Source organism: Cellulosilyticum ruminicola JCM 14822, assembly GCF_001311925.1.
In the GTDB taxonomy this organism is placed as follows: Bacteria; Bacillota; Clostridia; order Lachnospirales; family Cellulosilyticaceae; genus Cellulosilyticum; species Cellulosilyticum ruminicola.
On the sequence record NZ_BBCG01000099.1, the window covers coordinates 1 to 6,895 of the forward strand.

Consider the following 6,895-nt stretch of genomic DNA (forward strand, 5'->3'; position numbering starts at 1 on the left):
AAAATTATTAAAAATAAAACTCTCATGCTTTTTACCATAAAAACATGAGAGTTTTATTTTTACTTGTAGATTTTTTATAAAAATTTACGAGATAGGTATAAATATGTAGAAAATGTGAATTTAAAGAGGTATAATAAAAATCGTTTCAAAGTGAAAATTTTAATAAGGTGGGAAAAGCATGATTAAGCAGTATATTTTAGACATTAAAAATGAATTTGCCGGATATAATGGAAAAAGATTTTCTAATGACCTTTTAGCTGGGCTCACTGTAACAGCTGTAGCACTACCTTTAGCACTTGCCTTTGGTGTAAGTAGTGGTGCAGATGCAGCAGCAGGTCTTATTACAGCGATTTTATCAGGGCTTGTAATGAGTGCTTTATCAGGGGCTTCTTATCAAATCTCTGGTCCAACAGGTGCCATGACAGCGATTTTAATTGGTCTTGTACACCAATATCAAATGAAAGGTGTATTTATTGCAACATTATTAGCAGGTATTATTTTACTTATTGCAGGTATTTTAAAAGTTGGTAAATTAGTATCATTAATACCAGCTCCAGTTATCACAGGTTTTACTTCAGGTATTGCAATTATTATTGCATTAGGACAAGTTGATAATTTCTTTGGTGTAACATCAGAAGGTAGCACAGCTATTGAGAAGTTACTTTCATATGGACATTTAGGATTTACACCAAATATGTCAGCTGTTTTATTAGGTGGTATTGTTATTGTAACAATGATTATTTGGCCTAAGAAATGGAATGCAAAAGTACCTTCTTCATTAGTCGGGATTATTGTGGCTTTAGTTGTAAGTATGAGTTTAAAAATGGATGTTGCAGTAGTAGGAAACATCCCTAAAACATTACTTCCAGACACAAGACTTGGATTTAAAGCACTTACAGAACAAAGATTAACACCATTTATCGTACCAGCGATTAGTATTGCAGCATTAGGTATGATTGAAAGTTTATTATGCGGTGCTTCAGCAGGTAGAATGAAAAATGAAAAACTTAATGCAGACCGAGAGCTTGTAGCACAAGGTATAGGTAATATTCTTATTCCTTTCTTTGGTGGGGTACCATCAACAGCAGCTATTGCACGTACAAGTGTAGCGATTAAATCAGGTGCAGAAACAAGACTTACAGGTGTATTTCATGCAGTAGGACTTTTAGCATCTATGTTTTTATTAGGTGGCGTAATGTCACAAATTCCACTTGCAGCACTTGCTGGGGTATTAATGGTAACTGCCTGGCGTATGAATGAGTGGGAAAGTATTAAATACATATTTGAGAAAAAATTAAAAACAGCTATTTCACAATTTTTAATTACAATGGTATGTACAGTATTATTTGATCTTACAACTGCAATTTTAGTAGGTGTATTATTCTCAGTTATTTTATTTGTTGTACGTATTGCAGATATTGAAATTAATTTAAGTGATATTGATGTAGATAAACTTATTGCAAATGGTATTGATGTACGATATCATCACCGTCGTACAAAAGTTATTTATTTATCAGGTCCTATTTTCTTTGCAACAACAGATAAGCTTTCACAAGAAATGGAAAACCTTGATAACTTACACTATATGATTTTATCTATGCGTGGGGTACCACTTATTGATACAACAGGTGTACAAATGCTTGCTGAAATGAGCGCAAGTCTTAGAACACAAGGCACAAAAGTACTTTTTGCAGGGTACAACCTAAAGTAAAAGAAATGATGGCACGTAGTGGACTTGTAGAACAAGTTGGTGAAAATTATTTCTTCTGGAGTGTAGAACAAAGTATTGTGGCAATTGAAGAACATATGTTAGAAGTTGCAGCACAAAGAAAAGAAGTGGCAGTTTAAAAAGTATAACGATTTACAAAAAATTGGCTCAAGCGTCGAAAATGCTTGAGCCAATTTTTTTTGTTATATGATATAATTAAATTAAGATAATTCAGAAAAAACGACATTGAAAAGGGGTGCCTATGCTTCATAGAAGTATAAGAGATATAATAGTTATTTTTTGATGTGTTTAGGGATTAATACGACTTATGCAGAGGAATATGTAAAGATTATACAGTTAGGGGAATTCGAGACAAGTTATACAGCTGACTTTACAGGAAAAACTGCTATGATTAGTCGAGATGGAAGTAAGGCAAAGATATTAAAGAAAGGAGAAAAGATTACATTACCAGGTAAATATTATGTATGTATTGAAAATAACAAAACTATACAGATAGAGAGCTTTACGATTACAGAAGATCAAACAAAAAGAGAATGGGACGTAAGATGTGAAGAAGATTTAGATGAAATTTTAAAAAGTGCATTAGGAAGGCACTGTAAGCAGATTACAATAAAATTTCAATACGGAGATTTTTCTATTAATGAGATGCAATCTATGATACAAGCGCATATAGAAGAACTAATGTTACTTTATCCTGCGCTTGTTTATACAGGTGGGGAAATAGAACAAAAAGGAAATGATAAACCGACGGTAAGTGTTAAGTTTAATTATCCAATAAATGCTATAGAAACAATGCAAGATTATGATTTGAAAATTTCAAAAGAAATAAGTGAAATTATTAATTCACATATTATGACTAAAATGAATGTTTTTGAACGTGAAGAAGCACTAATAAAGGCGCTAATGGAGAAAATAACTTATTCAGTCCAGTTGGTTAATGGAAAAGCCACGCCAATGTCTCATACAATATGGGGAGGCTTAGTAAATGGCATGGCAGTGTGTGATGGTTATGCTAAAAGTTTAATGTACAGTTTAAATGTACTAGGGATACCGAATGAGATTATTACAGGAACTGCAAAAAATCAAAGTCATGCATGGAATCTTTTAGATCTATTCAATAATTATTACCATGTGGATTTAACTTGGGCAGATCAAGATGAAAATACTGTAGGTATATTACCAAATTATTTTAATGAATTAGATGAGTATATGATGAGGACACATACTTGGAATCATAGCAAGTATCCAAGCACTTCAAAAAATACATATTGTGGCGTTTTTGTACCAGTAAAAATAAAAGGGGTTTATTATGCTAAAAACCAAAGTGAGTTTAATATAGCCTTAAAAAATATTAAAAATCAAGCACTTTCATCTGGAACAGTTATACTTTATAATTTAAGCAAAAATAAATGGGAGAAGGATAAGGTTGTAACCAATATTACAGAAGCTATAGGAAAATCAATTTGTTATACAACGGAAAGTAAGTATAATACGTTTATAGTAGGATACAATGTAAAATGAAATAAGTGTAAATGCCTAATGTGCATTTACACTTATTTTTAGGTTGTCCAATTACCTACGCTTTTACAGTATGGGCAAACAATTTGATTGTATGGCCTTGTATTAAGAGCGAGTAAAGTACTATTACTATACATAGGTCCATCAATAGCTAATGAAGAATCTACGGTATTAGCAATATATTCAGAACCAACCATATCATAACCACAGTTGGTACATAATAGATGTTTCACCATATTTTATACCTCCTAATAAACATAGAACATGAAAGAGATAGGCTAAGTTTAATATGTCCATTAATAGTGAAAATATACATACTAAAAATAAATATGGATAATTTTGGAAGTATAATATCAAAGAATTTTCACAATCTATACATATAGAAAGATTTTAAGGAGGAACATCATGAAACGCAAATTAACTCAAAGTATAGCAGGTTTATTACTTGTATGTATGGCGGGAACAACAATATTTGGGGCAGTAGCTACTACTAGACAAGGAACGCCATCAACAAATACACCAAATAAAGCACCAACGGTACCAACAGCACCGGAAAAAACACCAGCAACACCAGTACCACCCGTGCTAAATAGTCCAACGACGCCAGCACCAAGTAAACCAATGACACCTGTTGTGCCAAGCAAACCAGCAAAGCCAACAACAGCACCAACACCAGTAAAACCAACAGAGCCACCAACAACACAAACTAAACCAGTAAAACCAACAGAGCCACCAACAACACAAACTAAACCAGCAAAACCACAACAAAGTACATGTCCAGGGAAGCCAAACGCATGTCCAAATAAACCAAAGCCATTTGCACTAGATAACTTTAAAGTAATTCAAGCAACTCTTGCAGGATGTGGTGTAGATGAACAAGAATTAGCAGCTTATATTAAACAAGGGAAAAAACTTGAAGATGTCTTAAAAGAAGAAAAAATTTCAACACGTAAATTTAAAAAACGTGTACTTAAAGAATATTGTAAAGTAATTGATCAAGCAGTAAAAGATGGTCAACTTACTAATGAGCAAGGCGCACAACTTAAAGAAGCTATTAAAGAAACAGTTAAAAATTGGTTACCTAAAAATAATATATATACTATAAAATATTATAAGGTGCATAATATAGAAAAGAGAACTAAAGAGTCGTATGAATACTGACATATTACATTTGAAGTTCTCTTTTTTTGACTGAATTAAATATTTTAAATAAAATAAAAATTTTATTTTAGAAATTTACACTGGCATTCAGAAAAAATTATGCTATAATAGCAAAAGGGAAATAAAAAAACAAGCGCCAGAACTTAATTGTATGTTAAGTTGACGAGGACTAGAGCTATCGAAAATTCGGCGGATACTCTAGAGGTATCACAACCTTAATAAGCTGACAAAACTAAGAAGTGATTCTTAGGACAATAAGCTTATCGTGAATTTCCCTGATTAGTATTTTGGTACTTTAATAATTGAACAATCAGGAGGTATATATAACTATGTGTGGAATCGTAGGTTATATCGGAAACAAACAAGCATCAGAAATTATTGTAGATGGGTTATCAAAACTTGAGTATAGAGGATATGACTCAGCAGGGATTGCAGTTGTTAATGATAACGATACAATTAATTGGGCTAAAAAGAAAGGACGTTTAGCAGGTCTTGAAAAAATTTTAGCTGAAAATCCTATTCAAGGTACAGTTGGAATCGGACATACAAGATGGGCAACACATGGAGCGCCATCAGATGTAAATTCACATCCACATTTAAACTCTGCAGAAACACTTGCAGTTGTACACAATGGGATTATTGAGAACTATATGCAGATTCGTGAAATACTTACAGAAGAAGGTTATGTATTTAAATCTGAAACAGATACAGAAGTAGCTGTACACCTTATTGATAAATACTATGAAGGTGATTTACTTGCAGCAGCACGTAAAGCAGTAAGTGTTTTTAGAGGAGCATATGCACTTGGTGTAGTATCTTCAGAGCATAAAGGTGAACTTGTTGCAGTACGTAAAGAAAGTCCACTTATCGTAGGTATAGGAGAAGGGGAATATTTTATCGCATCAGACGTACCAGCTATCTTAAAATATACACGTAATGTATATTACTTAGAAAATGATGAAATGGTTCATGTAAAAGATGGCGTGCTTACAATTTATGATGGTAATAATAATGTTGTTGAAAAAGAACTTAAAACAGTAGAATGGGATATTGAAGCTGCATCAAAAGGTGGATTTGATCACTTCATGATGAAAGAAATCTATGATCAACCACAAGCTATCCGTGACACACTTTTAAGAAGGCTTGATGAAGAAGGTATGATTCACCTTGATGATATCAAACTTACAAAAGAAGACTTAGAAGGCATTACAAAAATGTATATCGTAGCATGTGGCACAGCTTATCATGCAGGTCTTGTAGGTAAATTTGCAATTGAAAAGCTTGCTAAAGTACCAGTAGAAGTAGATATCGCATCAGAATTCAGATATAGTGACCCATTTATTGATGAACACACAATGCTTATTGTTGTTTCTCAATCAGGTGAAACAGCAGATACATTAGCAGCTATGAAACTTGCTAAAGCAAAAGGGGCAAGAGTACTTGCTATCACTAACGTAGTAGGTTCATCTGTAGCAAGAGAAGCTCATGATGTATTCTATACATGGGCAGGTCCAGAAATCGCTGTAGCTTCAACAAAAGCTTATACAGCACAAATGATTGCATTCTATATGATTGCCTTAGATTTTGCATACAAAAAAGGTGCGGTAATAATCGAAAGATATCAAGAACTTATCAAAAATATCGAAGGATTAGCTGCAAAAGTAGAATCAATCTTAGCAAATAAAGATGCAATTGAACAATACTCAAAAGATATGAAAGATACACATAATGCGTTCTATCTTGGACGTGGTGTAGACTATACAACAGCTAGAGAAGCTGCACTTAAATTAAAAGAAATCTCTTATATCTACACAGAGGCATTTGCAGCAGGAGAACTTAAACATGGGCCTATCGCACTTATTGAAGAAGGTACACCTGTTCTTTGTGTTGTAACACAAGATGCATTAGAAGAAAAAATGATTTCAAATATCAAAGAAGTAAAAGCAAGAGGTGCATTCGTTATTGCAATTGCTAAGGAAGGAAATACAGAAGTTGCAAAAGTAGCTGATGATGTAATTTATATCCCAGTAGCAGAAGACTTATTAATGCCAGTACTTGCTGTTATTCCAACACAACTTATTTCTTACTATGTATCAATTGCAAGAGGCAATGATGTAGATAAACCAAGAAACTTAGCAAAATCAGTTACTGTAGAGTAATTTAAAAAATACTCCTTGTGAAATACTGTTGCACTAGAATTAAGAGTGTATAGTGAAAATTAAGTTTGGATAGCTAGAATTAAGATTGTATAATGAGAATTAAGATTGTATAATGAGAATTAAGTGTGTATGAATATACATTTATAATTGCATATTTTTAAACAAGAATAATGTTAGAAATAAAAATGAAGTTAGGTAATTTAAGCTTAACTTCATTTTTATAAGTATAGGTTCAAAGTTACAAGTTAATAGGAGCAGTTAGGAAAATGAAAATCTTCCTAGCTGCTTTTTTATTGTCTAGGAAAGTCCTACTTTCCTAGATGATTTT

Annotated in this window: 6 protein-coding genes; 5 read left to right on the forward strand and 1 reads right to left on the reverse strand. The window is 32.7% G+C overall.

The features are described from left to right. Positions 1 to 178 precede the first annotated feature (178 nt). From JCM14822_RS17390 to JCM14822_RS17395, 3 genes are all read left to right on the forward strand, one after another. Positions 179 to 1,711, forward strand: coding sequence for a SulP family inorganic anion transporter (locus JCM14822_RS17390; protein ID WP_157047872.1), 1,533 nt, complete (start codon positions 179 to 181; stop codon positions 1,709 to 1,711). Positions 1,712 to 1,716: 5 nt separating this feature from the next. Then, entirely contained in the window at positions 1,717 to 1,848 is a 132-nt protein-coding gene (locus JCM14822_RS23310) for a hypothetical protein (protein WP_306307383.1), read from the forward strand. A 163-nt stretch (positions 1,849 to 2,011) separates the two neighbouring features. Then, on the forward strand, positions 2,012 to 3,250 hold the full coding sequence (locus JCM14822_RS17395; protein WP_054743793.1) for a transglutaminase domain-containing protein: 1,239 nt from the start codon (positions 2,012 to 2,014) through the stop codon (positions 3,248 to 3,250). A gap of 38 nt (positions 3,251 to 3,288) precedes the next feature. Here the strand turns inward: JCM14822_RS17395 and JCM14822_RS17400 are convergent, their stop codons facing one another. Continuing rightward, positions 3,289 to 3,483, reverse strand: a complete 195-nt coding sequence (locus tag JCM14822_RS17400) for a hypothetical protein (RefSeq protein WP_054743795.1) — start codon at positions 3,481 to 3,483, stop codon at positions 3,289 to 3,291. Between the two features lie 169 nt (positions 3,484 to 3,652). Here JCM14822_RS17400 and JCM14822_RS17405 point away from each other — a divergent pair, with 169 nt between their 5' ends. Further along, positions 3,653 to 4,408 carry a hypothetical protein gene (locus tag JCM14822_RS17405; RefSeq protein WP_054743796.1) on the forward strand — a complete coding sequence of 252 codons (756 nt, stop codon included), beginning with the start codon at positions 3,653 to 3,655 and terminating at the stop codon, positions 4,406 to 4,408. Between the two features lie 329 nt (positions 4,409 to 4,737). Continuing rightward, a complete protein-coding gene (gene glmS / locus JCM14822_RS17410; protein WP_054743805.1) occupies positions 4,738 to 6,567 on the forward strand; it encodes a glutamine--fructose-6-phosphate transaminase (isomerizing) in 1,830 nt (609 codons plus the stop codon). The last annotated feature ends 328 nt before the right edge of the window (positions 6,568 to 6,895 follow it).

What these genes read in the sequence shown, in the direction of transcription:
- JCM14822_RS17405 (WP_054743796.1), top strand. Translation starts at nt 3,653, where the DNA reads ATGAAACGCAAATTAACTCAAAGTATAGCAGGTTTATTACTTGTATGT.
- JCM14822_RS17390 (WP_157047872.1), top strand. Translation starts at nt 179, where the DNA reads ATGATTAAGCAGTATATTTTAGACATTAAAAATGAATTTGCCGGATAT.
- JCM14822_RS17395 (WP_054743793.1), top strand. Translation starts at nt 2,012, where the DNA reads ATGTGTTTAGGGATTAATACGACTTATGCAGAGGAATATGTAAAGATT.
- glmS (WP_054743805.1), top strand. Translation starts at nt 4,738, where the DNA reads ATGTGTGGAATCGTAGGTTATATCGGAAACAAACAAGCATCAGAAATT.
- JCM14822_RS23310 (WP_306307383.1), top strand. Translation starts at nt 1,717, where the DNA reads ATGATGGCACGTAGTGGACTTGTAGAACAAGTTGGTGAAAATTATTTC.
- JCM14822_RS17400 (WP_054743795.1), bottom strand. Translation starts at nt 3,483, where the DNA reads ATGGTGAAACATCTATTATGTACCAACTGTGGTTATGATATGGTTGGT.